The organism is Pontibacter flavimaris, assembly GCF_001907195.1.
Classification (GTDB): domain Bacteria; phylum Bacteroidota; class Bacteroidia; order Cytophagales; family Hymenobacteraceae; genus Pontibacter; species Pontibacter flavimaris.
The window spans coordinates 1-25250 of sequence record NZ_LVWA01000011.1; the positions used below are offsets into that span (position 1 = coordinate 1).

Below are 25250 nucleotides of genomic sequence, written 5' to 3' on the forward strand. Positions count from 1 at the left end.
GAGCCACTGCTTCCTTCTGCTTGAACCAAGCTATACTAGCTAGCTACCTCCGATCCTCTAGTTCCCACATACCTACTGTTGCATTTCATACTTTGATGCTCTCAAGCCCGAGAGGGCTCATCCTCGGGCATCGCGCTGGGAGCTTTTCCTGCCCTCGTGCCTCGGGCTGCTTCACTAGCGTTCGGCACCGGAAAAACTCGCATAGGCGCTCAACCCAAAGGCTGGAATCAGATTCGATGCTACAGCCTTTTGTCATCTCGACCTTCATGAGAGATCTCTTTAGAATTCCAGATAAGTCTCTCATTTCATTCGAGATGACGGTGGAGTAGTAAGTATAATTCCCCTCTCGGGAGGGGCTGGGGGTGGGTCTATATTTGTAGGGACAGGTCGCGACCTGTCCGCGCGAGGACAGCAGCTACAAAACTTATACTTCAGCCAAAGCAACTACAGATTCCCCGCCTTAGACAAGTCTCGGATCCCGAACTTGTTTCGGGGGAGGGGTTGGACCCGGCACTACAGAAATCCTGTTCATCCCATAATCCTCCCCACCCTGATTCCAACAACCAAAAACTTTTTCTCCGCCACCGTACTAATTATTTTAGCCAGAAAATCCTATCTTCGAGGCACAGGAGCCGGCGCTCTGCCGGTTGTGCAGGAGATTGTAACGTTGTTGAACCATGTCCCAGATCTTTTTCCGCCAGACGGTTGTGTATGAGGAGCAGGCCCCGCTCTCGCTGTATGAGCTGCACCAGCAGATACGCGAGGAGCTGGAGGTGGCTTTTCCGGACAGCTATTGGGTGGTGGCGGAGGTGGCCCAGGTAAATTTGGATCGCCGCAAGGGCCACTGCTACCTGACGCTGGTGGACAAAGGCGATGACGCAAGGCAGATGCTGGCCCAGGCACGGGCAACCATCTGGGGGTCGCGTTACCAGATGCTGGCGCGCTACTTCGAGGAGAAAACGGGGCAGCCGCTGAAGGCGGGGCTCAAGGTGCTGCTGCAGGCAACGGTGCGTTTCCATGAGCTCTACGGCCTCAGCCTCGACATCACCAACATCGACCCCAACTATACTATCGGCGATCTGGCCCGCCAGCGCCTCGAAACGCTGAAGCGCCTGGAGGCGGAAGGCCTGCTGGAGGCAAACAAAGAGCTGGAGCTTCCGCTGGTGCCGCAACGCCTGGCAGTGATTTCGTCCGCCACGGCGGCCGGTTTCCAGGATTTTATGCACCAACTGGAGCATAACAGCTACGGCTATACTTTTGAGGCCACGCTTTTTGCGGCCACGGTGCAGGGAAACGAGGCACCGGCCTCGGTGGCGCAGGCATTCGCACAGATCGCCAAGCGCAGCGATCAGTTTGATGCCATTGTGCTGATCAGGGGCGGCGGCTCCCAGACGGACCTGAGCTGTTTTGACGATTATAAAATTGCGGCAGCCATTGGAAATTCGCCGCTGCCGGTGCTCACGGGCATTGGCCACGAGCGCGACGAAAGTATAGCCGACCTGGTGGCACACACACGCCTGAAAACACCGACCGCTGTGGCTGGTTTCCTGATAGACAGGTTCCGGGAGGCGGAGGAGTACGCGGAGGATCTGTTCGACAGTATCCGGATGTTTGCGGCGCAGCAAATGAAGCTGACAGACGACAAGTTGGAACGCCTGAGCCTGCGTTTCCAGAACATCACCAGGCAGCTGCTGCAGGCAAACAAAGACAAACTGGAAGCGCTCTCGCGGGGGCTGTTACTCAAGCCAAAGGCCTACCTGGAGGCGCAGCGTCATTTTGTGAGCGACCTGGACAAGGACCTGAACGCGGGTACCAAAGACCTGCTGCACGAGCGGCAGCGGCACCTGCAGGAACTCTCGGTGTGCGTGGAGGGCAAAAGCCAGCGCTACCTGCACATGAAGGAGCACGAGCTGAACCACCTGGTACATTGCGTGGAGACGGAGGCGAAAGACAAGCTGAAACAAAGGCAACTGACCTTCTCCAAGTATATCGACAAGCTGGCGTATGGCGCCAAAGGCAAATTGCAGAACGAAAACCATAGGCTGAAGCTACTGGAAATGAGCATCGAGGCGAACAACCCCGAGAAGCTGCTGCTGCGCGGCTACACGCTCACGCTCCTGAACGGCAAGATCATTAAAAGTATAAAAGAGGTAAAAACCGATGATGTGGTGGAAACCAGAATGCAGGATGGCAGCCTCCACAGCATGGTTGTAAATATCGACACAGATGAACAAGGACTTAAATAACATGACCTACCGCGAGGCAACGCAGGAACTGGAGGAGATCTTGCGCGCCATTGAGAACGACGCCGTGGATGTGGACGAACTGACGCAGAAAGTACAGCGCTCGTCGCAGCTGATAAAGCTGTGCAAAGAGAAACTGCGTAAAGCCGAAAAAGCCATCGACCAGGTGTTCAGCGAGGAGAATTGCGAGGTCCCTGCCAAGCCACAGGAGGGTAGTGCCGGTACGTTGTTTTAGTATTTCTTAATATTTGGGAAGGGTGTTCTGCTCTTCCCAATACGCGCCTCGCTGTTCCGGAAATCCTTGTCCGGAGCCACTTCTGCTGCGGATCCCGGATCCGCGTAAGCCATACTTTACACCGCTTCATTTCTATGGCGCAAGTCTTTAGACTTGTGTCCTACGATGGTGTCGGGTTTGCAACCCGACTGGCTCGCAGAGCCATACTTTTATACTTCGGCTATACTTGCATAGCCGCTGCTTCCTTCCATTTGAACCAGGCTATACTTTCTAGCTCCTGCTGATCCTCCAGACTTACGAACCTACAGTTCCATTTCATACTTTGGTGCTCTCCAGCCCGAGAGGGCTCGTCCTCGGGCATCGCGCTGTGTTCCCTCCTGCGCCAGGGCGCTGCCACTAACGTGGCATCGGATCTCACAAGGCGCTCAACCCAAGGACTGGGTTCAGATTCGATAGCCCCTGCCTTTGCTGTCATCTCGACCATCGGGGGAGATCGCTTTAGAGTTCCAGATAGATCTCTCGCCCTGCTCGAGATGAAAGTAAAGTATAGCAACAAGTATAATTCCCCTCCTCGGAGGGGTTGGGGTGGGTTTATACTTGTAGGGACAGGTCGCGACCTGTCCGCGCGAGAACAGCAGCAATAAAACTTATACTCCAGCAGGAGCAAAAGCAGGTTCCCCTTGGCTCACGATTACCTAATTTTCGGATTTAACTTCCCCTGTTCAGCTCCTTCACCTCTTTCCAGGTCCAGTTATACTTGGGTTGGATGCCCTGGTAAGCCTGGCGATAATACTGCACCACCTCCTGCTTCAGCTGCTCCACAGGTATGGACGAAGTATAGATTTCGCGCTCAGTGGGGTTGGCGTAGGTTTCGGAGCGGGTGAGCTTGTCGCCATCCAGGCGCAGGAGCGGGCCGGTTTCGGTCACAGGCTCGTAAGTCCAGCGGCGGCCGGAGGACTCGATTTCGTTGAGGCGCTCTGCCAGCGGGGCCATCGGTAGCCGGGGCAGCGTGGGCCGGGAGGCGATGTCTACCCAGGTGGTATACTTATATTCCAGTTCATACTTATTGCCCTGGTAGCAGGCCAGCACCATGTCAAAACCCTGCGTGCGGCTGAAAAGGGCGTAGTAATGCAATGGATGTGGTGTTTCGATGATGATCAGGCCGACCTCGGGGTGGCGGGTGATCTTTGTCTCCGGCTTGTACATGTCGCGGTAGCCTAGCAGCACGCTAGCCGCCTCCTCCTCCCAGGCGCCTTTCTCCCAGTCCGGGTCCTGCAGCACGCGGTTAAACTCACGCAGGAAATAGCGGAACTTCTGCACACACTGCGCCGCCTCCTTCTCCTCCATCTCATCGGCCTCAAAAGGCCTGTAAAACAGCTCCCGCTCCCTGGCGTTAACCCAGCACACCAGCTTCAGCGCCTCCCCGGCCAGCGGGTGGTTCAGGTCCAGCTCCCGGAAATCGCCGATCAGCGCCATTTGCCGCAGCAGTTCCTCGTTCTCCAGCGCCAGCTCCGGATTCAGCAGCGCCCATACCCCCACAAAACCGTCGATGTCGAAATGGTTGGCGGTCACGTAGGGCAGGTCCAGCTCGGGCAGGCGTTGGCGCATGGCGTTCAGCACGATGGCGGCGCTGGTGTCGTCCTTCACCGGCTCCGGGCTTGGCGCGCCTCTCCAGTGAGAGAGCATGAACCCGTTGGCATGGGTGCTGTCCACTACAATCGCTTTTTTATCCTTAACCTCCGAGAAAGGTATAAACTGTCGTTTCTGCATGGCCTAAAGTTGCAGATACGTGCATCAAACCGCAAGTATAATTTTATTGATTTGAGGGTTAGGCCGATACTTTACTCAACCTGCAGCCTTTTCGGCTTTTCTCAGGTATACTTCTTAAATTTCAGCACAATCAACAAAAAACGGCCCATGGCACTTCAGCAAACCTACCGCACCTCCCTCACCCTCCTCACCGACCTCTATCAACTGACGATGGCTTACGGCTACTGGAAACAGGGCATGGCCGAGCGCGAGGCGGTGTTCCATCTATACTTCCGCAAGCACCCGTTTGGCGGCGGCTATACGGTGGCGGCAGGGCTGGAGCAGGCGGTGGAGTACCTACAGGCGCTGAAATTCACGGAGGACGACCTTGCCTACCTCAGCAGCCTGAAGGGCAGCCAGGGGCAACCGCTTTTTGAACAGGAATTTATTGACTACCTGGGGCAGATGGAGTTTTCCTGCGACGTGGACGCCATTCCGGAAGGGACGGTGGTGTTCCCAAGCGAGCCGCTGGTGCGCGTAAAAGGGCCGCTGCTGCAGGCGCAGCTCATCGAGACGCCGCTGCTCACCATCATCAATTTTCAGACACTTATTGCCACCAAAGCCGCCCGCATTAAGCAGGCCGCCAAGGGCGATACCGTGATAGAGTTCGGCATGCGCCGGGCACAGGGTATTGATGGCTCGCTTTCTGCGGCCCGCGCGGCCTACATTGGCGGCGTAGATGCCACTTCCAACCTGCTGGCGGGGCAGCTGTTCAACATCCCCGTAAAGGGCACGCACGCCCACAGTTGGGTACAGGCCTTTGACACCGAAGAGGAGGCTTTTGAGGCGTACGGCGACGCGTTTCCGAAGGACTCTGTTTTTCTGGTGGATACCTACGATACCGTGGAGGGCGTGAAGAAAGCCATCGCGGTGGCCCGGAAACTGCAGCCAAAGGGCTTTGTCTTCGGGGGCATCCGCCTCGACTCCGGCGACCTGACCTACCTGAGCAAGGAAGCCCGCAAGTTGTTGGATGAAGCCGGGTTCCACGACACCAGCATAGTGGCCAGCAACGACCTGGACGAGCGCCTGATTACGCACCTGAAGCAGGAGGGCGCCAAAATTAACGTATGGGGCATCGGCACCAAGATGGTTACGGCCTACGATCAGCCTGCCCTGGGCGGTGTGTACAAACTGGCGGCGATCAAAAACGGCAAGTGGGAGTATAAGATCAAGCTTTCGGAGCAGCTGGCCAAAACATCCAACCCGGGCATACTGCAGGTTAGGCGCTATTACAACCAGGAGCGTTATCTGGCCGACATGATCTACAACGAGCAGGAGCAGCTTCCGGAGCACCCGCAGATCGTGGACCCGCTGGACTCGACACGCCGCCGCAACGTGGAGGAAGACGCCAAGTATAAAGACCTGCTGGTGCCGATCTTCAGGCAAGGCAGCCTGGTTTATACTTTGCCCGACCTGCAAAGTATAAAAAAACATACTTCGGAGGAGATTGCCCAGCTGCACGAAAGTATACGCCGCCACCTGAACCCGCACAGCTACCCGGCCGGCCTCGAAAGCAGCCTGCATCACTACAAAATGGATCTGATCCTAAAGCTGAGGGAGACAGCGCAATAACTGAAAACCTAACAGAAAGGGCACCCACAAGGGTGCCTTTTCATTTGTTCATACTTTACCTGCGCTTTCCGCGGCGGTTCGCTATTTTCTCGATGCGTTTTCCGCGCACCCACTTCAGGTATTTCTGCAGCGGCGCGGCCTGCTGCAGCGCGGGAATGGAGTTGTAGAGCTGCGCCAGCTCCCGGTTGCTGAAGGTGAGGTGCAGGGTACTGTGGCAGGGCTGGCAAAGCTCGGCAGTGGCGCCATAACGGCCTCCCTCCTCGCGCGGCACCAGGTGGTGCCGCGACAGGTTTAGTACCTCCCTCCCGCAAAGCTCGCATACTTGTTCCGCCTGCTTCCTTGCCATACTACCCAGCAGTTTTACGTTATACTTCCATCAACCTAAACAGCAATCCTGGTCGTATGGTTTTCCCGGTCTGTACAAGTATAAAGTATACTTTTCATACTTGCGGATGGGCATGTAAACAGAAAGAGCCACGATACGGACCGTGGCTCTTTGCTCTTGAGTGGTTTAAGATGATGCTTATTTCCAGTCCGGCATGGTGCCGTTGGAGAAGATCTTGGTGCGGTTGCTGCCGTTGGTATCCATCACATAAATATCAAAAGGGCCGAAGCCATCGTTTGGCGTGTTCACGAAGATGATCTTATCGCCTGTGGGCGAGTAGCGCGGGTACAGGTCGTTGGTGCCGGCTGGCTTTCCGCCGGATAAATCCGTCATGCGGTTCGTGTTCAAATCCTTTCGGTAGATGCGGGAATTCAACTGGCGGCCCTCGGTGTTCTCGAAGCCGGCCGCATCCTGGGTATAAAGTATACTTCTACCGTCTATCGAGAAAACTGGGCTCTCCACACGCCCCGGCAGGTTCTCCACCAGCAGCGTCATGTTGGCCCCGTTGGAATCCATGATGTAGATCTCAGAGTCGTTGATGTTCTGCCCGATGGTCTGCGCCAGGATCTTGTTGCCGCGGTCTGTCCACTCAAGCATCCGGAAGTGGCGGCCCTCCGGAGCCGTGGCCAGCACGGTAAGCCCAGAGCCGTCGCGCTCGATGCGGTAAAGTTTATCATAGTGCGGGTAGATCAGCTGCCCCCCGTCCGGCGACCACACAAATCCGATTCCCTGGTTATGGTAGCCGGCTACAGGCACTGTGGTGATCTGCAGCCTGCTCGTCCCATCCAGGTTCATGGTGTAAATCTGGGGCTCAATGGTCTCGTTCGAGGAATAGGCAATCACATCGCGCTTTGGGTTCAGCAGCGGCCACCAGTCGCGGCTCACGCCCGAGGTTAGCCTGAAAGTGTTGGCCTCAGTGCCGTCTGAGCGGTAAATGTTGTAATCACCCTCAATGGCCCGGGCAAACAGGTAGCGGGCATTGGTGAGCGCCAGCGTGGTAAAACTCCAGACATCCCCGTTGGACGTTCGGCTACTGGCATCCCGCACCACCACCTGCCAAAAGTATGTCGTGTTGTACTTCAGGTTTTTGGCCACCACGCTTGTGTCTGAAATAGCCTCGGCGATCAGTTTCTTCTCCGTGTTTCCGGACTCATACAGGTACACGTCATAGGAAAGCGTGTCGCCGCTGTTAGACTTCGGGGCCTTCCAGCGCAGGGTTACGTCCGTGGGCTGAGACGTGGTGCCCGACGCGGGCACCGGGTTGGTTGCCTTTCCTGGGGCCAGTCCCCCGCCAGTTGCCTCCTCCAGCACAATGGTAACATGGCTGCTCTTGAAGCTTTTAACGGCCACCGTCACACCTTTCACCTTATACCCTAGCTTCTGGGCTACCACATTATACTCTCCGGCATCTACCTCCGGTATCGAGAAGTTTCCTTCCTGATTGGTAATAACGGCTGCGGTGGCTGGTTTTGTGCTGATACTCACACCTGAGATCGGTGCTTCAGTTTCGGCATGTATGACCACCCCACTGATGGAGCCGCCCCCCTCAGGCTCCACGGTTTCTTCGTTGCAGGAGGCAAGACCAGTACAAAGGAGTAAAAAGCAAAACAGCTTAAGGGTAGAAGCGGCTTTCAACATGCGAAGGTTAGATTTGGTGATTCAGGAGCAAGCCGGGAAGGCCCAGCTAAGTATAATCATATACTTATATATTTTACTTACGTTGTCTTATTTATTGAATTTTTTAAACTTTTACCACTAAATGGCACTGATTGCTGCTGTTGACCCGGTATTATACAGTAGCTCCTCTTTAGGCAGTTGTACTGCCACTTACAGGAAATGATGGACAAGGCAGAGGTTCATTCCGTCCTGTTACTGCTTTTGAATGGTGACAGGCGCAAAGCCCCTGCTCTGCTCAATGGTGATGTTCATGTTATTTCCCTCCTGCACCACCCTGTAAGACCGGGAGGCCGGGGTGGTTTCGATCTGGTTGATGGTGTTGTTGTTGCCCAGTTGGATCAGGTTGTAATCCAGGTTGTTGCCTCTGATGTGCTGGTTCACGGCATTGCCATCGCCGTGCTGCTCCACATCAGCGCTTAGGTTGTTGCCCACCAGGCTCCCCTCATACGAATTGCTGTTGCCATACTGCCCGATGGTGGCACGTATGTCGGCCCCGTTTTGCTGTACTACCGCGTTGTTGTAGTTCCCCACTTGCAGCACATTGGCCAGGTTCGCCGCAGTGCTTGTCTGCACCTGCTGCACCAAAGAGACAATGGCCTGCCCTTCCTGCGCCGCCTCGGCTGCGCCTGATAACCTGTTCTGCATGTTCTTCGAGCGGAGGTTCTCAAGCAGGGCCTCCTCGGTTCTACCGTTTTGCGCCGTTGCCTGGTTCAGCACCAGCACAGTGATGGCTACTACAGCCAAGATAACTTTTCTCATAACGCCTGCTTTGGAGTAACTTTATAAAATCTCCGCGATGGACTCTGCACCCACCGCGGAGAAGTTTTTGTACATTTTATTGCTGGTTGATCACACTGCTGTTGCCTGTGCCACTTTGGGAGATAGAAGCATTGTTCAGTTCACCGCTCTGCGTAATCGAGGCAGTGTTCATCACACCTGTCTGGTAGATATCAGCCATACTGTCTCCTGTTTCTTGCATAATGCTGGCATTATTTAACGAAGCCATATCCTGCACGATTACAGCGGTTGAGAAAGTACCATCTTGCTCAATAGAAGCGGTGTTGTTATCTCCACCATACTGATAAATCTCTGCACGATCTCCGAAACTGTTCTGAACCACGCTCGCGCTATTGGCTGCACCTCCAAGTTGCTCAATACTGGCTGCTGCGCCCAAGCCGCTTTGTTCAATCATGGCACTATTATCGTGTCCACCTTCCTGTAAGATAGATGACCAGCCGCCTTCTCCTACCTGATTGGTACTGGCATAATTATTCAGGCCTTCCACTTGATTGATGGTCGCAATGTTATAATCACTGCTCTGACTGATGTATGCCTCATTGCTTTCGCCGCCTATTTGAGTAATGAAGGCATTATTGTAATCGTGTAGCTGGTTTATCTCCGCCTCATTGTCCAATCCGTCTTCCTGCATTATCGAAGCTTCGTTTTCAATGCTGATTTGCTGTGTGATGTCAGCATCATTGCTTTCCCCTCCGGTCTGAGAAATACTAGCTACGTTCATCTCTCCATCCTGTACAATGTCAGCATCGTTGTTCTCGCCCTCCACTTGCCATACTTCCGCCATGTTACCTATGCCTTCCTGGTCAACTTCTGCATCATTGTTTTCACCTCCAATTTGGTTTGTTTCCGCCCAGTTGTTTGTTCCATCCTGGTCGATATCAGCATCGTTATCCTCACCTCCGTCCTGGAGTATGGCTGCATAGTTCGCATCCCCATCCTGGTCGATGTCAGCGTCGTTGTCCAAGCCGCCGAATTGGCCAATATAGGCGCTGTTCAACGTTCCGTCCTGGTCAATATCAGCGTCATTGTCCTCACCCCCCGTTTGTCCTATATAGGCAGCATTTGCGTCACCGTCCTGATCAATGTCGGCGTCATTTTCCAGGCCACCATCCTGCTCAATCGCAGCATCATTCATGTTTCCATCCTGGTCAATATCGGCGTCGTTATCCGAGCCAAGGTACTGCCCTATGTAGCCCACGTTCATGTCACCGTCCTGGTCCACGTCGGCGTCGTTGTTAAGCCCACCCTCCTGCACCACGGTGGCATCGTTTGCTGTGCTGGCCTGGTCGATGTAAACTTCGTTTCCGACACTCACATTCTGCAATACTGTGGCTACGTTTCCGTCCTCGGTCTGCACCACTTCCACAATGTTGTTCATGCCTGCTACCTGGTCAACTACGGCGCTGTTCAGGGTACCTGCTTGCGTTGTGGTGGTGGTGTTGCTACCGCTCTGGGCAAACACTGAGCCGGAAGCCAATAGCATAGCTGCTACAGCTGCTGCTGCATACTTTTGTTTGTTTTTCATAGTGTTGTAACTATTAGAAGGTTTAAAATGATTTACAGTTTTATTATACTTTACCTTCACGTATTAGTTTCAGTAAGATGATTATAATTTATACTTTTCTAATTATAGAACCTCTCTATATAATGACATAGCACAACCTCGTCTTTAGCATTATTTTATATAATTGTACATACTTTAACCCGTTATTGGGAATGGTATAAATAAACATGGCACCCAATTTCGTTGGGTGCCATGTTTGAGACTGAAGCAGTTCTTAATTAGTGCTGCGTGATGGTGCTCACGTTTCCGGAACCGCTCTGGGTAGCTGAGGCAGCATTACCCCATCCCATCTGGCTGATGGTGGCGGTATTGGTGTCTCCTGCCTGCTCCACACTGGCACCGTTCAGAATGCCAGCCTGCGAAACCGAAGCTGTGTTTAGTAAGCCAGTCTGAGATACTGCCGCGCCATTGAACCAGCCACTTTGTGCAACACTGGCCGTGTTGTAAGAAGCCATGTCTTGCTCAACAAGCGCAACGTTACCAACGCCATACTGTGCAACAGCAGCTGTGTTATGGTCGCCGCCAAACTGGTAAATCGCAGCTCCGTTAGCTAAACCGTCTTGTCTGATTTCAGCATCGTTTCTGAAACCTTCAGTCTGCTCGATGTAGGCGGAGTTGAGAGCTCCATCCTGATAAACGTCACCCTCGTTGCTTTCGCCGCCAAGTTGTACTACAAGAGCGCTGTTCAGATCACCGTCCTGGTCAATGTCAGAATCGTTGTTCTCACCACCTAGCTGGTAAATCTCGGCTAAGTTACCGTCACCATCCTGCTCAATGTCAGCGTCGTTGTCCTCGCCATCCGTCTGGTTAATGTAAGCAGAGTTAAAGTCACCATCCTGATCGATGTCGGCATCATTGCTTTCGCCAAATACCTGGTCAATGGCAGCTACGTTGTAATCACCATCCTGATCGATGTCAGCGTCGTTGTTCTCGCCTTCTTCCTGGTTCACATAAGCCTCATTGTAGGCACCCTCCTGGTCCACGTCGGCGTCGTTATCTTCGCCAAATAACTGTAGCACTTCTGCGTAGTTGCCTTCGCCTTCCTGGTCCACATCGGCGTCGTTGTCTAAGCCACCCAACTGCTCCACATAGGCGGAGTTGTACATACCGACCTGATCAACGTCAGCGTCATTAAGTGCGCCGCCAGCCTGCCATACAGCGGCACTGTTCTCTGTACCGTTCTGGTCTACTGAGGCATCATTTCCCTCACCACCTTCCTGCAGGATAGACGCGGTGTTACTGAGAACAGCCTGGCTGATGCTGGCATTATTACCCACACCGCCTGTCTGGGTTGCAGTAGCTACGTTTGTAGTGCCTGTCTGTGTCGTGGCGGCGGTGTTACCTGTGCTCTGTGCGAAAGCAGAGCCTGCTGTGAACATCAATGCTGCCGCGGCAGCATACATTACTCTTTTTTTCATGCTAATGATTTTTAAGATTTAAGATGATTTACATTAGCACTATACCTTTTACAAATATTAATGTTTCAAAAATTATTAATATTTTTTATTTGTTAATACATATAACATATATGTTTATAATAGGGTGTAAAGACTGAACAGGCTGGCTCTACTTATATAAACCCAGATAGAAGTTAACCCCTACTTTCCCTGTCCAGAAGTAATCGTTGAACCGGCCCTGCTCCACCTCGTCCAGGTCGTCGTCCAGCAAGTATGAACTCCCCAGGCTCACGTCCAACCCAATGTTCCGGGTAAGCAGGTACTCCATGCCGATGCCGGCTTTCACGTAAGGCGTCAGGCCGCTGTCGCCGAAGCTATCGAAGATATCCACGATGCCGTTGCCTACCACCAGTCCCCCGGCGCCTACCTGCACGTATGGGGTGTAGCGCAGCTTCGGAAAGAGCAGGTAGTTGAGGTTCAGCTCCGCGTAGTTTATACCTGCCTCGAAGCCATTCTCTGTTGCCAGCCTGCCTCTGCCCAGCCGCAGGTCCAGGCCGATGTTTTGCCGCGAGCTTATCTTCAGGCCGCCTTCGCCCAGGAACTTAAATTGTGGGTCCGGGAAATCGCCTTTGTAGTACATGGCCCCCGCCGCGCCGGCCACCCCCACCAGGCTGCGGCGCTCCGCCATCAGGTTCCCATGGATGTCGCTGCTGCGGATATCCTCCTTCTCCTGCAGGTAGTCCTTCACCACCTGCGACTCCAGATCAGCCTTGTTTTTCGGCCGCCAGTACCCGGACAGCATCCCCTCGATCACCATACTTTGCACGGCTTTGTCGATCGCCTCCTTCACGGCAATCTCGGAAGGCTCGTTATAGGTAAAACCCGTCTCTGCCTCCAGCAGGCGCTTGAAATGCACATACCGGAAGACCCCAAAATCAATCGACTGCGAAAGTATGGTTTTGGAAGTATAAACCGTTTTCAGGATCTCACCGGTGCTGGTGGATATGGCCCGCAGGTACACCGTTACCTTGTCCTCGCGATACTGCCCGGAGCCGCCGGCGCCAAAATAGCGCAGTCCGGCCCCGCCTGTCACCACGTTCGCGTCATAGGAAATGATGCCGCCTTCCAGTATGATGCCAGCAAACAGCAACCCCGGCAGGTTCGGCTCCTTTTTGCCCGTGATGGCCTCGGACTCGGCACGGGTGGAGCGGATAATCTTGCGCTCGTTGAGCAGGTTGCCCAGGTTCTCGCGCTCTATCGTCGTAAACCAGCCCGATTCCTCCAGGGAGTTAATAAGGATAGTGGTGGCACCCTGCGTTACAGCGGTAGACCAGCTGGTACCGATCTCGGAGGGTTTGTACTGCCCTGTCTGGTCTCTGAACTTGTACACGGCGGCCACTACTTTTTGCTGCGGCTCGGGCAGGCTCACCAGGTCCTGATAGGCAGGGGAAGGTATGCCCAGCGAAGCCTTTGAGCTCTGCATGGGCTGCTGAAAGTATGGCGAGCAGCTCTGCGCCAGACAAAGCCCCAACAACAGCAAGGCATTGAAAGTATAGGTGTAAAATTTTGGGATCATAAGCAAGGGCGGGGAAGATAAGAGGAAGCGGAGTACAGGAACAATTGGCGAAAATACCTAAGCTTTAATAGTATGGAATGGTCACCGATGTGCGGTTGCCCGAGGTCATGTCCACTATATCGATGCTGATGCCACCGGGGCCTTCGGTCACCTCTATCTGGTAATCGCCCAACGTATAGCTGCCCGGCGTCACGCCATCCTCTCCGAATTGTTTGGAGATCAGATTCCGGGACAGCTCATTTAGTATCTGGCGGTTCAGGTTGTTCTTGAAATCCTCCATCGGATCGCGGCTATACAGCGAGCCGCTCTCGGCGTCCGGGTCCTTCAGCTTATCCTGCGACTGGGCAGAGCTGTGCATCCAGGAGTAGTTGTAGGGGTTGCCGCCAAAGGCAGGGTTCTTCGGGGTGTAAACCATGTCCTGCGCTTGCACATTACCAAGGTTGGTTAAAGAGAGCAAAAGAAATGCTACCAGGGTAGAAATAACATTTTTCATAGATACGTAAGTATGCATTAGATTATACTTTTCCTAAAAAACCTCTCTCAGTTGCTGCCCCTCCGCCTCCAGTTGTTGCTGCAACTGGTTTCGGGCCAGGTACTCGTAAAGCCCTGCCGCCACATAAGTCGCTGTCTCCTCTATCACATCATACCTGGGCTGCAGTTGCTGCTCAAAGAGCATCTCATCGTTCAACGCCACCTGGATCAGGGCGCCGCTGCCTCGGGTAGGGCGCTCTTTTATAAGTATGGTGAAGTTTTTGGCGGCAGGTGGCGCCTCCCATTGCCGGTGAAAAACCTCGTAGAAGTCGCGGCCAATCTTGGTGATGGTCTCGTCTACGATCAGGCCGTCTACTTCCAGGTCGGCTGAGCTGCGGATGCCTTCCTCAAATTGGTTTGGTCGCGGGGAGGTATGCTGCCGGGCTTTTGCCTGCTGCTGGGCGGTGTCTTGCCTGGCAGTATGCTGAGCCCTTGCCGCTGCCGGCAAAAGTATGGCGCTGCAAAGTATAAGCGCTGCCTGAACCAGTCGCCCCACGTCTGTTTTCATAGGGTGCAAAGCGAAATACTCCAAATTTATATTAAATCTATAGTATATAGCCTTAATACTTGATCCCTTAAAAAAAGTTTAGTTAAATATTGGAAAACTATAAATCCTACACAAAAACAAAAAGCCCGGCTCTTGTGGAGCCGGGCTTTTTAATGCTTTAGCCAGGGTGCTGATTAGAACGCGTCGATTTTGATACCGGATGAGAAGTAGCCATCGCCGGCACGCAGGGCTTGCAGGGCCTGCCGCAGTTCGTCGGGTTCTGAGTTCTTGAGCAGGTAGCCTTTCACGCCTTCCTCCAGCAGGCTCTCCACCAGTGCCTCATCCCCGTAGGTGGACATCACCAGGATGCGCACGTCGGGGTATTTTGACAACAGGTAACGCGAGGTGGCCACACCGTCCATTTCGGGCATTTCCAGGTCCAGCATCACCACATCGGGCAGGTCAGACTCAATTTTTTCGAGCAACTCGGCGCCGTTGCTGGCGTCGGCTACCAAGGTGATTTCCTCAAAGGCCTTTAACAGTTCCAGAACCCCCTTCCGGAACAGGTTGTGATCATCGGCAATAGCCAAGGTAAGCGGCTGATACTCCATGGGCAGTAACAGGTTTAGATTTATGTTGATTGTGTTGGTGTTAGTTCGGGTGAAGTAGTGGGTATGCTAATGGTGGCGGTTGTGCCTCCTCCCGGGGCAGACGTAAAGCTAATGCTCCCGTTCAGGAGGGCTGCACGGCTCTGCAGGCTCATAATGCCCAGCCCCCCGCTCAGTGCCTTCTCCTGCTGCATGGCGGCCATGTCAAAGCCTACGCCATTGTCTTTGTACAGTAGCCTTGTCCCGGTGGTGGTAAACTGCAGGTCTATACTTACCTGAGTTGCCTGCGCGTGCTTAATGGTATTGTTGAGCAATTCCTGCACCATACGGTACAGCAAGAGTTCGTGTTGCGGTTTCAGGCGTTTTGTTTTGTCGTTGTAACTGATAACCAGCTCTATCTGCCCGCTGGTGGCAAGGGCGCGGCGCAGGGCGTCCAGGGCCTGCGCCAGCCCCATCTTCTCCAGCACCACCGGCATCAGGTCGTGGGAGATGCGGCGCACGCTGCTGAGCACCTCGTCCAGCTGCTGCTTCAGGTGCTGGGCGTTTTGCAGCAATTTCTCATCCCTGATTTCGGCTCCGCTCACCATCTGGTGCAGGTTCAGGCGGATAAGGGCCAGCATGGCGCCCACTTCGTCGTGCAGGTCTCGGGCCACGCGGCGGCGCTCCTCTTCCTGCGCGTGCAGGGTCGCCTCTAGCAGTTGCTGTTGCTTCACCGACTGCAGCTGGCGCAGTTGCTCCTGGTGCTGCAGCATGCGCCGCTGGTAGAGCACCACGAACACGATGATGCCCACCGCCAGCATCAGCATGACGGGGGTGATCAGTATGAGTGGGTCCAGCGTCTTCATGCTACGGGAGCCCTCCTCAGGGCCATCATCAGTATAATTCTAAACAGCATATTGAGCACCACGATAATGGAAATGCAGATCCGGGCGGCATCGTAAGACTCGGCCAGCGCTGCGTTGAACATGCTGAATGCCATAGCCGTGCCCGCCTGGTAAAAAATAACCCCGCTGCTGAGCACAAACATGGGGTCGCGGTCCAGGTAGGTGAAGCTCGGCTTGCTGGCAGTTTGGTAAAAGTACAGCACGGCCATGGCAATCAACAGTGCCCCGGCTATCATTCGCGTCGAGGAATTCATCTGCGTGATGTCTTCCACCAGAACTCCGGTCAGCACACTTAACAGGCTTACGCCGGCTATACTTACCACGATCGCACGTTTTATGGCCCGGCTGTGGAGGCTATAAAAATAGACCATCGCCAGCAACACGTACTCTATGGGCGTGTAAATATGCTGTATCCAATGGTTGTTCCTGGTGCCCAGGTATATGGTCAGCTGCCCGGTTATCTCTATCAGGGCAATGAAGACAGTGTAGAGCAAGAGCAGGTTAAACAGCTTGCTGTCCCGCTTTTTTATCAGCAGGATGCCGGCAATGAGCGGTATGCTAAAGCTAAAGGAAGATACATCAACTAACCAGGGATAAATTTCCCGAATGTAAAACTCCATTAGCCATTCAGCTCACCGGTCGCGCAGTCGGGTGGGCATACCTTTGCACCATCGGCCATTGTGCCCGCCGTCATATCCTCGCCATCTGCATCGGCACCCACCAGCACGAGCTGGCGCTGCCCTCTCTCGTCGCGCGCGTGGTAGATCCGGATGCCCATGCAGCCATCCTGGCTCAGGATCTTCTCCAGAAGCTCACGCCCAAAGAAGTGGCCCTTGATCACGACTCCCCGCACAGGGTCTGGCGCGGCTCTTTCACGGTAGTTTTTGGTCCATTTAACGGCTGTGGCCAGTTCTATGGCTACACCCTCTGATCCGTCGAATTTCGGCATATAGTTTTGGCTTAGGTTGAAAGACGAAATATAGTGAATTTCTAATTTAGTTTAACACAAACGGGAAGCTAAGTTTTTAAGAAACAGAAGAATAAATTGTCTTGTACAGAAAGATGAGCCTGCAACGGTACCTGTCTGCATACCCTTATACTTTGGTCAGTGTACAGCGGCAGCGCCCGGGCTACCCTGGCCACGAACGGTACGGCGCACGCAGCCGTATGAAGAGTAGCTTATACTTTAGTGCAGTATTTTATACCTTATACAAAGAGCAATGGCAAAGAAATCTTTTCAGGAACTGATCAACAGCCCGGGCATGCCGGTACTCGTGGACTTTTACGCCGACTGGTGCGGACCCTGCAAGGCCATGAGCCCGGTGGTACAGCAGGTGGCCGGCCAGTTCAACGGCAAGCTAAAGGTGATAAAGGTGAACATCGACAGCAACCAGGCAGCTGCCGCGCAGTTCAGGGTGCAGGGCGTGCCTACCTTCATACTTTTCCATAAGGGCCAGCAAGTATGGCGGCAGTCGGGGGCCATGCCGGCGCAGCAGCTTACACAGGCGATACAGCAGTATGTTTAAAATTTAATTTTGAATGAGTGTGTGAGTGAATGAGTGAATAAAAAATACATTTTTAGTTATTCTATTCGCTTTTTAAGGTGTACTCATTCACACAATCACTCATTCACTCATTCAAAAATTCTCTTCAGCCCCAGGCTGAAGGTGGTTTGGCCGGGTTGGGTGTGCACGCGGATGGTGCCGCCGTGCTGCTGTATAATCTGCCTGGAAAGGCTCAGCCCTATGCCCGAGCCCTGCTTTTTGGTGGTGTAGAAAGGGATAAAGATCTTGTCCAGCACCTCGTCCGGGATACCTGGCCCGTTGTCGGTCACGTCTATCCGAAACTTGTCGCGCTCGTTTTCAGGTACAAAGGCCACTATCTCCACGCAAGGTTTATCTTCCTGCCCCTGGCAAGCCTCCACACCGTTTTTTATCAGGTTGATGAGCACCTGCTCCAATTGTTCGGCATCGGCCAGCACCTCCGTTTTCTCGTCGGGCAGGTATAGTTTCAGGCTTACGTGCTGTTCCTCCAGCTGCTGCTGCAACAGCGTACGCACGTTTCGGAGCAGCTCCGCCACCCGCACCGGCCTTAGTTCCGAGGCGGGCAGGCGCATCAGGCGGCGGTAGTTTTTCACGAAGTGCAGCATGCCGGCGCTGCGCTTCTCGATCGTCTTCAGGCCTGCTTGCATGTCCTCCAGCACCTCTTCCTCAATACTTTCGCTGGCTTTATACTTTGTCACGACCTCGGTCTCCAGCAGGTTGCTCAAGGTGGTGGCCAGCGACACTACCGGCGTCATGGAGTTCATGATCTCGTGCGTCAGCACCCGGATGACTTTCTGCCAGGTCTGCAGCTCCTGCTCCTCCAGCTCCGATTTGATGTTCTGCAGCGTCACGATCCTGACAGGCTGCCCCTGCAGCTGCAGCTCGGTAGCGCTCAGGTTCAGCAGCAGCTGCTCGTCGTTTACCTGCAGCGTTACCAGCCGCTTCTCCTCGTGGCCGATCGTGTACAGCGCCTGTACCAGTTCCCGGCTGATCCGCTCCAGCGAGTTGATGTGGCGCAGGTGCGGCACGTGCAGCAGCTCCCTGGTCACGTGGTTCACCAGTTGCACCTCCCCGTCCTCATCAAAGGAAAGTATGCCCACCCCTACCTGCTCCACAATGGCCTGCAGGTAGTGGTAGTGCGCCTGCTTCTCGGTTTTCACCCGCTGGAAGGCCTCTGAGATATCGTTGAAGCTCTGGTAGAGTTCGCGGTAAGAGGGGTTCACGCCCTCGGTGGCGAAACGCTGGGTAAAGTCGGAGTGGCGGATGGACTGCAGAAAACTGCTGATGTCGCGGTTGGTGCGCTCCACAAAATGGATGAGGTCGTAGAGTTGGAACAGCAACAGCAGGAACAGCACCAGCGTCGTCAAGTACCAATCGGTGCGGAAGAGTACCAGCAGGAGCCCCACTACCCCGGCTACCAGCAGAATCAGGCGCAGCAGCAGCCTTACCCTGAAGCCGCTATAGCCCATGCTTCTCTATTCTGCGGTACAGGGCCGTGCGCGTGATGCCCAGTTCCTTGGCGGCGTGGGTGATATTGCCCGCGTGCTTTACCAGCGCCTTCTGCACCATCATTTTCTCCAGCGCCTCCAGGGTATACTCGTTCCCGTCTATACTTTCGGGGGAGAACCGCTGTTGCTGCCCGTTTTCGCCGGGGGCAAAGTAAAAATCGTCGGGGTGCAGTTCGTTGCCGTCACAAAGTATAATGGCGCGCTCCATGGCATGGTCCAGCTCGCGTATGTTGCCGGGCCAGTGGTAGCTGTTGAGGCGGCGCAGCGTCTCGGCGTTCAGGTGCAGGTTGGGGCGGTCATACTTTTGGCGGTATACTTGCAGGAAGTGCTCGGCCAGCAGCTTGATGTCCTCGCGCCGCTCGCGCAGGGGCGGCAGGTGTATCTCTACGGTGTTGATGCGGTAAAGCAGGTCCTGCCGGAACGAGCCCTCGCGCACCATCTCGTATAGCGGCATGTTGGTGGCGCAGACAAGGCGGATGTCGATGGGGCGCGGTTTGTTGGTACCGAGGCGGATGACCTGCCTGCTCTGCAGCACCGTTAAGAGCTTGGCCTGCAGCGCCAGCGTCAGGTTACCGATCTCATCCAGGAAAAGCGTGCCGCCGGAGGCCGCCTCCAGCCTGCCCGCCCGCTCCTCCTTGGCATCGGTGTAAGCCCCTTTTGCATGGCCGAACAACTCACTCTCGAACAGCGTGGTGCTGATAGCGCCCAGGTCCACGGGCTCGAAGACGTTTTTAGCCCGCTTTGATTTCTGATGCAGGGCGCGCGCGGCCACTTCCTTGCCGGTTCCGTTCTCGCCAAGTATCAGCACGTTGGCATCGGTGGCGGCCACCTTGTCTATGGTCTGGTACACGCGCTGCATGGCCGGCGACACACCGATGAAGCCATCGTAGTGGTAGGCGGTGTTCTCGCGCTCGGCCACCTCCGCGCTGCGTTTGCCTGCGGAAGCCTTGTTCTGGCAGGCGCTCTTCAGTATAGCCATCAGCTTCTCGTTCTGCCAGGGCTTCAGTACAAAATCGGTGGCTCCCTCTTTTAAGGCGCGCACGGCTAGCTCTATGTCGCCATAGGCCGTCATAAGTATAACGGTAGTGTTTGGGGAGAGCTGGAGTATCTGCTTCAGCCAGTGGAACCCTTCCCTGCTGGAGGTGGCGCCGGTGCTGTAGTTCATATCCAGCAGCACCACATCAATGGCGTTTTCCTGCAAAAGCGTAGGGATCCGGTAGGGGTCAGAGGTCGTTACCACCACCTCGAAGTATTGCTTCAGGAGCAGTTTTCCCGCTAACAGGATATCTTCCTCATCATCTACCACCAATACTTTGCAGGGGATTTTAGGCATAGTTTTATTCTGATTTCGCGCAGCTGTACACTTAAAACTACGTTTTTTCTGTGCAATATGCCATGTTTCCGGCTAAGTATAAAGTATCAACCACAAATTCCTCCACTCTTGCCGGTCCGCTGTTCGCTACAGGACACCCAGGTGTACGGAACCGGACAGTATAGAAATAGCATCCATACTATACTTGTAGTCAACCTACTAATATTCAGAGGTTTACGAATAATGGCACACTAATTGGCAATGGGGAGAAGGGAACGCTGAAACCCATGCTCACGACCACAATGTACCCCTATGGACCGCGTAATAGAAAAGAAAAAAGTAACGCCAAAGAAAGTTATACTTATCGCAGCCGGTGCCGTGGTGCTGGTGCTGGTACTCTATAACCTCCTCTTCGCCGAGCACAGCTCCAAACTGAACGTGGACAGCAAGCGCGTCACCATCGGGCAGGTAAGTGAGGGCATGTTCCAGGAGTTCATTGCCATCGACGGCGCCGTGGAGCCGCTCAAGACATTTTACCTGGACATTACCGAGGGAGGCCGTGTGGAGAAGATTTTCACCGATGACGGCAAAATGGTGGAGCAGGGCGATACGATCCTGAAACTCTCCAACACCACGCTCCAGATCGACTTTATGACGCGCGAAACACAGCTGTACGATCTGATGAACGAGCGCCAGAACTCCGAAATTACCATGAAGCAGGATCTGATCCGAAAGGAGAACGACCTGGCCGAGATAAAATACCAGCTGGCCCTGGCTAACCGCAAGTATGAGCGCAACAAAATGCTGATCGGGGAAAAAGTGATCTCCCGCGAGGAGTTTGAAGCTTCTAAAGACGAGTACGATTACCTGACTACCCGCAAGAACCTGGCCGAGCGCTCCGTGAAGCAGGATGCCCAGCTGATGAACGATCGCCTCAAGCAGTTAGACGAGTCCATCCGCCGCATGGAGGCCAATATTAACATGGCCCGCAACACGCTCAACAACCTCTACGTGACGGCCCCTTTCACCGGTCAGCTTTCCACCCTAAAGGCAGAAGTAGGCGAATCCAAGGCGGCAGGTGAGAACATCGGCCAGATAGACGACCTGAACGGCTACAAGGTAAAAGCCAACATAGACGAGCACTACATCTCCAGAATACACCCCGGCTTGGCCGGCACCTTCGACTTTAATGGCAAGAGCTACAAGGTAACGGTGGTGAAGGTATTCCCGGAGGTACAGAATAACACGTTTCAGGTAGATATGGAATTTGCAGAAGGCGCTCCCGAGGGCATACGCCGGGGCCAGACGCTGCAGGTGAAGCTGAACCTGAACGATGGGGCGCAAGCCATACTTTTGCCTCGAGGCGGTTTCTACCAGAGCACCGGCGGCAATTGGGTGTTTGTGGTGAACGAGTCCAGCGGCACCGCCGACAAACGCCAGATAAAACTGGGCCGCCAGAACCCGAACTATTACGAAGTGCTGGAGGGCCTGCAGCCGGGCGAAAAAGTCGTGCTCTCCTCCTACGACAGCTACGGCGACATAGACCAGCTGGAACTCAAGTAAATGGTTGATTGATGATTGCTAATTGTTTTTCATCTATACTTTGAGATGAACCAGCAATCAACAATTAACAACTGACAATCAATATAGTATTAGTACAGGATAAAACTATAAGAACCTCTACAACAGCAAGAACCATGAGCACGCAAGAACTTATCATCGACACGCAGAACCTGCAGAAAAAGTACATTACGGACACTGTGGAAACCACCGCCCTGGCCGGCGTGGACCTAAAAATCAAACGGGGCGAATTTGTGGCCATCATGGGCCCGTCGGGCTGCGGCAAGTCCACGCTGCTCAACATTCTGGGCATGCTCGATAGCCCCTCTGCCGGAAGCTTCAAGTTTCAGGGCCAGGAGGTAGCCAACGTGTCGGAGCGCCAGCGCGCCAAGCTGCGCAAGCAGAACCTGGGCTTCGTGTTCCAGAGCTTTAACCTGATAGACGAGCTGACCGTGGAGGAGAATATTTCCCTGCCGCTGGCTTACCTGGGTTTCTCCAAGGCTGAGATGACGCAGCGTACCCTGCAGGCCATGGAGCGCATGGGCATCGCGCACCGCCGCAACCACTTCCCGCAGCAGCTGTCGGGTGGCCAGCAGCAGCGCGCCGCCATTGCCCGGGCCGTGGTTTCGGAGCCGGCCCTTATACTTGCCGACGAACCGACCGGTAACCTGGACTCGGTGCACGGCCGCGAGGTAATGCAGCTGCTATCGGAGCTGAATGAGGCCGGTACCACCGTGGTGATGGTAACGCACTCCCCCACCGACGCCGAATATGCCCATCGCATCGTGAACCTGTTCGACGGCCAGATCGTGACCGAGAACCTGAACGTAAAACGTCACGCCGCCGAGCTGCTGTAAAGTATAACGCAGGCCCCCGCCACCTAATTTATACCTTGCAGGGGCCTGATTTATACTTTCCATACTTGTCCCCTCAAAGCCATATGCCCATCCATACCATAAAACCATGTTCGCCAACTACCTCAAAATAGCGGTCCGCAACCTGCTGCGGAACAAAGTATACTCGGCCATCAACATCGTGGGGCTGGCCATTGGGGTAGCTTCCTGTATCCTCATCTTCCTGTATGTGCAGGATGAACTGAGCTACGAGAGCAACTTCAGCAAATCAGACCGTATCATGCGGGTTGTGGGAGAGGCTATTTTTGAGGGACACCAGGATAATTTTGCCGTGACCGCTTTGCCCCTGCAGGATGCCGTACGGGAGTTTCCGGAGGCTGAGGCGGTAACGCAGTACTTCAGTGCCGGTAGGCAAACGATCTGGTACAACGACCAGAGCTTTAACGAGGAGGACCTGCTTTTTGCCGACAGTGCCTTCTTCCACGTGTTCGACTATGAGATGGTGGCCGGCAACCCTGCCACGGCGCTAAGTTCCCCAAGGCAAATCGTGCTGACGGAGGAACTGGCCCGGAAGCTGTTCGGAAGCGCGGAGCAGGCGATGGGACAAGTGCTGCGGTTCAGCCGCGACTCCTACACCGTATCGGGCGTGTACCGCGATCCGGGGCACTCGCATATCGCTGCCTCTGGCCTTCTTTCCCGCATCACCGTGGACGCCCGCCTGCGCGACGATGAGCAGGGCAACCACTGGCTCAACCTCAACTACTTTACCTATGTGCTCCTGGCCGACAAAAGCCAGGCTGCCGCGCTGCAGGACCAGTTAAATACCCTGGCCAACACCGTGGTCAACCCCTGGATCAAGGAAAGCAAGCTAAGCGCCAGGATGAACTTTATCGCGCAGCCGCTCCAGGACATTCATTTCGACACGCATTTCCAACACGATCTAACGCCGCACGGTAACATCTCCTACATTTATATTTTTGCCGCCGTGGCTGTTTTCCTGCTGCTCATTGCAAGTATAAACTACATGAACCTGGCCACCGCCCGCTCGGCCAAACGTGCAAAAGAGGTTGGCCTGCGAAAGGTGGTAGGCGCCAACCGCAGCCAGATTATCCGTCAGTTCCTGGGCGAGTCGGTGCTGCTGACGCTGATTGCGGTGTTGCTGGCGCTGGCGCTGGTGCAGATCTTTATCCCAAGCTTCAACAACCTCACCGAAAAGAACTTCTCCTCCGATTTCTTCCTGCAGTGGGAGTTCCTGCTCTTGATTGCGGCTATTGTGCTGCTGGTGGGTGTGGTGGCAGGCAGCTATCCGGCCTTCTTTCTCTCTGCCTTCAAACCGGCCGAGGTGCTGAAATCGGATAAGCAACCCAAAGGCGGCAGTGCCATTTTACGCCGCGCCCTGGTGGTGGTGCAGTTCAGCATCTCGCTTATCATGATCATCGGCACCATTGTCGTATTCACACAGATGCACTTCCTGAAGAACTCCGACCTGGGTTTCAACAAGGAGCAGGTACTGGTGATAGATGTTCCGGGCGGCGACTCCACGCTGGTACAGCGCCTCCCGGTGATCAAGCAGAAGCTGTTGCAGAACCCCAACGTACTGCAGGTGTCCAATTCCTACAGCATTCCCGCCGAAGCCATGAACCGCACCCTGATGCTGGTGGAGCAGGAGGGGAAGATGGTGGAGAAAACCTTCGATATCATGGCAGTGGACTATGACTTTATACCGCTGATGGGGGTTGGGATGCAGGCAGGCCGTAATTTCTCGCGCGATATAAAAACGGACGAAAAAGCCGGCGTGATCATTAACGAGGCGGCAGTAAAATGGCTCGGCTGGGCAGATCCGATCGGAAAAAAACTGCAGTTAAGCGATGACGGCGCAAACGATGGAAACGCGCGGATCATCGGCGTGGTGAAGGACTTCCACGTGTCCTCCCTGCACTCAAGTGTACAGCCAATCGCGATTGTACTGGCCCCGGAATCTCCGGGCTACCTGCTGGCCCGCATTGCTGCGGCAGACCAGGCCAGCACCATTCGTTTTGTTGAGCAACAGTGGAGCGCCTTTGACCCCAGACACCCCATGGAGTACTTCTTCCTGGACGAGCACTTTGACGCACAGTACCGCGCCGAGGAAAAGATGCTGACCGTGTTCGGATATTTTGCCGGCCTTACCATACTCATCGCCTGCCTCGGGCTGTTTGGCCTCGCCTCCTTCACGGCAGAGCAGCGCACCAAGGAGATCGGCATCCGCAAAGTGCTGGGCAGCTCGGTCTCTGGCATCGTGATGCTGCTGACGCGGGACTTCGCCCTGCTGGTGTGCCTGGCCATTGTTATCGCTAGCCCGATTGCCTGGTATGGCATGAGCAAGTGGCTACAGGACTTCGCCTACCGCATCGACCTAAGCTGGTGGATCTTTGCCCTGGCGGGTGCTTCGGCCATGGCTATTGCCATTGCCACTGTAAGCTTTCAGGCCATAAAAGCAGCCATAGCCGATCCGGTAAAGGCTATTCGCACACAGTAAGTATGGTTATTAGTTTTAAGTTGTTAGTTACTGGTAATGAAGTCTCTAACTCCCAAACCCTTAATCTCTCTAACTCTTTAAAGTTTGTTGTTTGTTTGTAAGGTGAAACCCCGGCAAGTGCGGTAAGGCCTGCCGCAGCCGGGGCAAACCGCCTAATAAGCCAGGCAACCTTTCAGACAGCGGCAGCA

At 54.4% G+C, this 25250-nt stretch carries 22 protein-coding genes; 7 read left to right on the forward strand and 15 right to left on the reverse strand.

Annotation, left to right across the window (positions count from 1 at the left end; translation table 11 throughout):
• Positions 1-677: 677 nt before the first annotated feature.
• Entirely contained in the window at positions 678-2246 is a 1569-nt protein-coding gene (gene xseA, locus A3841_RS17355; protein WP_073854288.1) for an exodeoxyribonuclease VII large subunit, read from the forward strand.
• Entirely contained in the window at positions 2227-2478 is a 252-nt protein-coding gene (gene xseB, locus A3841_RS17360) for an exodeoxyribonuclease VII small subunit (RefSeq protein ID WP_073854290.1), read from the forward strand. The genes xseA and xseB overlap by 20 nt, the downstream gene beginning before the upstream one ends.
• 708 nt (positions 2479-3186) lie before the next feature.
• Here xseB and A3841_RS17370 read toward each other — a convergent pair.
• Positions 3187-4248 (reverse strand): DUF6687 family protein, encoded by a 1062-nt coding sequence (locus tag A3841_RS17370; protein WP_073854293.1) that lies wholly within the window; start codon positions 4246-4248, stop codon positions 3187-3189.
• Between the two features lie 147 nt (positions 4249-4395).
• Between A3841_RS17370 and A3841_RS17375 the strand changes: the two genes are divergently transcribed.
• Entirely contained in the window at positions 4396-5859 is a 1464-nt protein-coding gene (locus A3841_RS17375; RefSeq protein WP_073854295.1) for a nicotinate phosphoribosyltransferase, read from the forward strand.
• 55 nt (positions 5860-5914) lie between these two features.
• Here the strand turns inward: A3841_RS17375 and A3841_RS17380 are convergent, their stop codons facing one another.
• The 12 genes from A3841_RS17380 to A3841_RS17435 form a co-directional block, all read right to left on the reverse strand.
• Positions 5915-6205, reverse strand: coding sequence for an HNH endonuclease family protein (locus A3841_RS17380; protein ID WP_073854297.1), 291 nt, complete (start codon positions 6203-6205; stop codon positions 5915-5917).
• Between the two features lie 177 nt (positions 6206-6382).
• Positions 6383-7882, reverse strand: a complete 1500-nt coding sequence (locus tag A3841_RS17385; RefSeq protein WP_073854299.1) for a carboxypeptidase-like regulatory domain-containing protein — start codon at positions 7880-7882, stop codon at positions 6383-6385.
• A 231-nt stretch (positions 7883-8113) separates the two neighbouring features.
• Entirely contained in the window at positions 8114-8680 is a 567-nt protein-coding gene (locus A3841_RS17390; RefSeq protein ID WP_073854301.1) for a hypothetical protein, read from the reverse strand.
• A gap of 76 nt (positions 8681-8756) precedes the next feature.
• Complete coding sequence (locus A3841_RS17395; protein ID WP_073854303.1) at positions 8757-10244, reverse strand: hypothetical protein; 1488 nt, start codon at positions 10242-10244, stop codon at positions 8757-8759.
• Positions 10245-10501: 257 nt separating this feature from the next.
• Positions 10502-11701 carry a hypothetical protein gene (locus A3841_RS17400; RefSeq protein ID WP_083610413.1) on the reverse strand — a complete coding sequence of 400 codons (1200 nt, stop codon included), beginning with the start codon at positions 11699-11701 and terminating at the stop codon, positions 10502-10504.
• Positions 11702-11849: 148 nt separating this feature from the next.
• Entirely contained in the window at positions 11850-13256 is a 1407-nt protein-coding gene (locus A3841_RS17405; protein WP_083610414.1) for a CsgG/HfaB family protein, read from the reverse strand.
• A gap of 64 nt (positions 13257-13320) precedes the next feature.
• On the reverse strand, positions 13321-13749 hold the full coding sequence (locus A3841_RS17410) for a curli production assembly/transport component CsgF (RefSeq protein WP_073854307.1): 429 nt from the start codon (positions 13747-13749) through the stop codon (positions 13321-13323).
• Between the two features lie 33 nt (positions 13750-13782).
• Entirely contained in the window at positions 13783-14295 is a 513-nt protein-coding gene (locus A3841_RS17415) for a CsgE family curli-type amyloid fiber assembly protein (protein WP_083610415.1), read from the reverse strand.
• A 173-nt stretch (positions 14296-14468) separates the two neighbouring features.
• Positions 14469-14885: a response regulator gene (locus tag A3841_RS17420; protein WP_073854310.1), complete on the reverse strand. Its 417-nt coding sequence runs from the start codon at positions 14883-14885 to the stop codon at positions 14469-14471.
• Positions 14886-14905: 20 nt separating this feature from the next.
• The gene (locus tag A3841_RS17425; RefSeq protein WP_073854312.1) at positions 14906-15727 is read right to left on the reverse strand and encodes a sensor histidine kinase; all 822 of its coding nucleotides are present in this window, start codon (positions 15725-15727) and stop codon (positions 14906-14908) included.
• Positions 15724-16386: a hypothetical protein gene (locus A3841_RS17430; protein ID WP_073854314.1), complete on the reverse strand. Its 663-nt coding sequence runs from the start codon at positions 16384-16386 to the stop codon at positions 15724-15726. Before A3841_RS17430 ends, A3841_RS17425 begins: the two co-directional genes overlap by 4 nt.
• Positions 16386-16715: a hypothetical protein gene (locus A3841_RS17435; protein ID WP_073854316.1), complete on the reverse strand. Its 330-nt coding sequence runs from the start codon at positions 16713-16715 to the stop codon at positions 16386-16388. Before A3841_RS17435 ends, A3841_RS17430 begins: the two co-directional genes overlap by 1 nt.
• 271 nt (positions 16716-16986) lie before the next feature.
• Here A3841_RS17435 and trxA point away from each other — a divergent pair, with 271 nt between their 5' ends.
• Positions 16987-17292 carry a thioredoxin gene (gene trxA / locus A3841_RS17440; RefSeq protein WP_073854318.1) on the forward strand — a complete coding sequence of 102 codons (306 nt, stop codon included), beginning with the start codon at positions 16987-16989 and terminating at the stop codon, positions 17290-17292.
• Between the two features lie 107 nt (positions 17293-17399).
• Here trxA and A3841_RS17445 read toward each other — a convergent pair whose 3' ends face one another.
• Complete coding sequence (locus A3841_RS17445) at positions 17400-18779, reverse strand: sensor histidine kinase (RefSeq protein WP_073854320.1); 1380 nt, start codon at positions 18777-18779, stop codon at positions 17400-17402.
• Positions 18769-20151 (reverse strand): sigma-54-dependent transcriptional regulator, encoded by a 1383-nt coding sequence (locus A3841_RS17450; protein WP_073854322.1) that lies wholly within the window; start codon positions 20149-20151, stop codon positions 18769-18771. The genes A3841_RS17445 and A3841_RS17450 overlap by 11 nt, the downstream gene beginning before the upstream one ends.
• A 291-nt stretch (positions 20152-20442) precedes the next feature.
• Here A3841_RS17450 and A3841_RS17455 point away from each other — a divergent pair, with 291 nt between their 5' ends.
• From A3841_RS17455 to A3841_RS17465, 3 genes are all read left to right on the forward strand, one after another.
• Positions 20443-21693: an efflux RND transporter periplasmic adaptor subunit gene (locus tag A3841_RS17455; RefSeq protein ID WP_073854324.1), complete on the forward strand. Its 1251-nt coding sequence runs from the start codon at positions 20443-20445 to the stop codon at positions 21691-21693.
• A gap of 152 nt (positions 21694-21845) precedes the next feature.
• A complete protein-coding gene (locus tag A3841_RS17460; protein WP_170866229.1) occupies positions 21846-22547 on the forward strand; it encodes an ABC transporter ATP-binding protein in 702 nt (233 codons plus the stop codon).
• Between the two features lie 106 nt (positions 22548-22653).
• Entirely contained in the window at positions 22654-25062 is a 2409-nt protein-coding gene (locus A3841_RS17465; protein ID WP_073854328.1) for an ABC transporter permease, read from the forward strand.
• Positions 25063-25250 lie beyond the last annotated feature (188 nt).